1 protein-coding gene is annotated in these 306 nt (G+C 41.8%); it reads left to right on the top strand.

Translation table 11 applies throughout. From position 1 onward, the window contains the following. Window positions 1-25: 25 nt before the first annotated feature. On the top strand, window positions 26-306 hold a 281-nt coding region (locus U0839_RS08810), incomplete at its 3' end, for a hypothetical protein (protein WP_413550520.1).

Here is a 306-nt window from a genome sequence, read left to right as displayed (position 1 = left end):
TAGCAGGGATGCCTCCATTAGCAGCTTGAACGGGGATGGAACACTTGCCATCGCCAATAGCCTTCTCAATGCGGGAAACATATTTGTCTCGCAGGGCGTGTTGACAATCAAAGCTGGCTCCATGGATAACAGAAATCAGATAAATACGAATTCAGACAAACTAATGCTTGATATTCAAGGAGATATATTAAATCATTCAGGTAGTATCTTAACCAAGAATAATGATCTTTCCCTAACGGCAAAAGGTAAAATTGACAACAGTTCAGGCCAGATTGGCTCTCTGAGCAAAGGTGATGTAACGGTTCA

This window comes from Commensalibacter sp. A3DC (genome assembly GCF_047307945.1).
Classification (GTDB): Bacteria; Pseudomonadota; Alphaproteobacteria; order Acetobacterales; family Acetobacteraceae; genus Commensalibacter; species Commensalibacter melissae.
The sequence above is the reverse complement of the archived record's forward strand: the minus strand, read 5'-3'. Positions and strand labels throughout refer to the sequence as shown.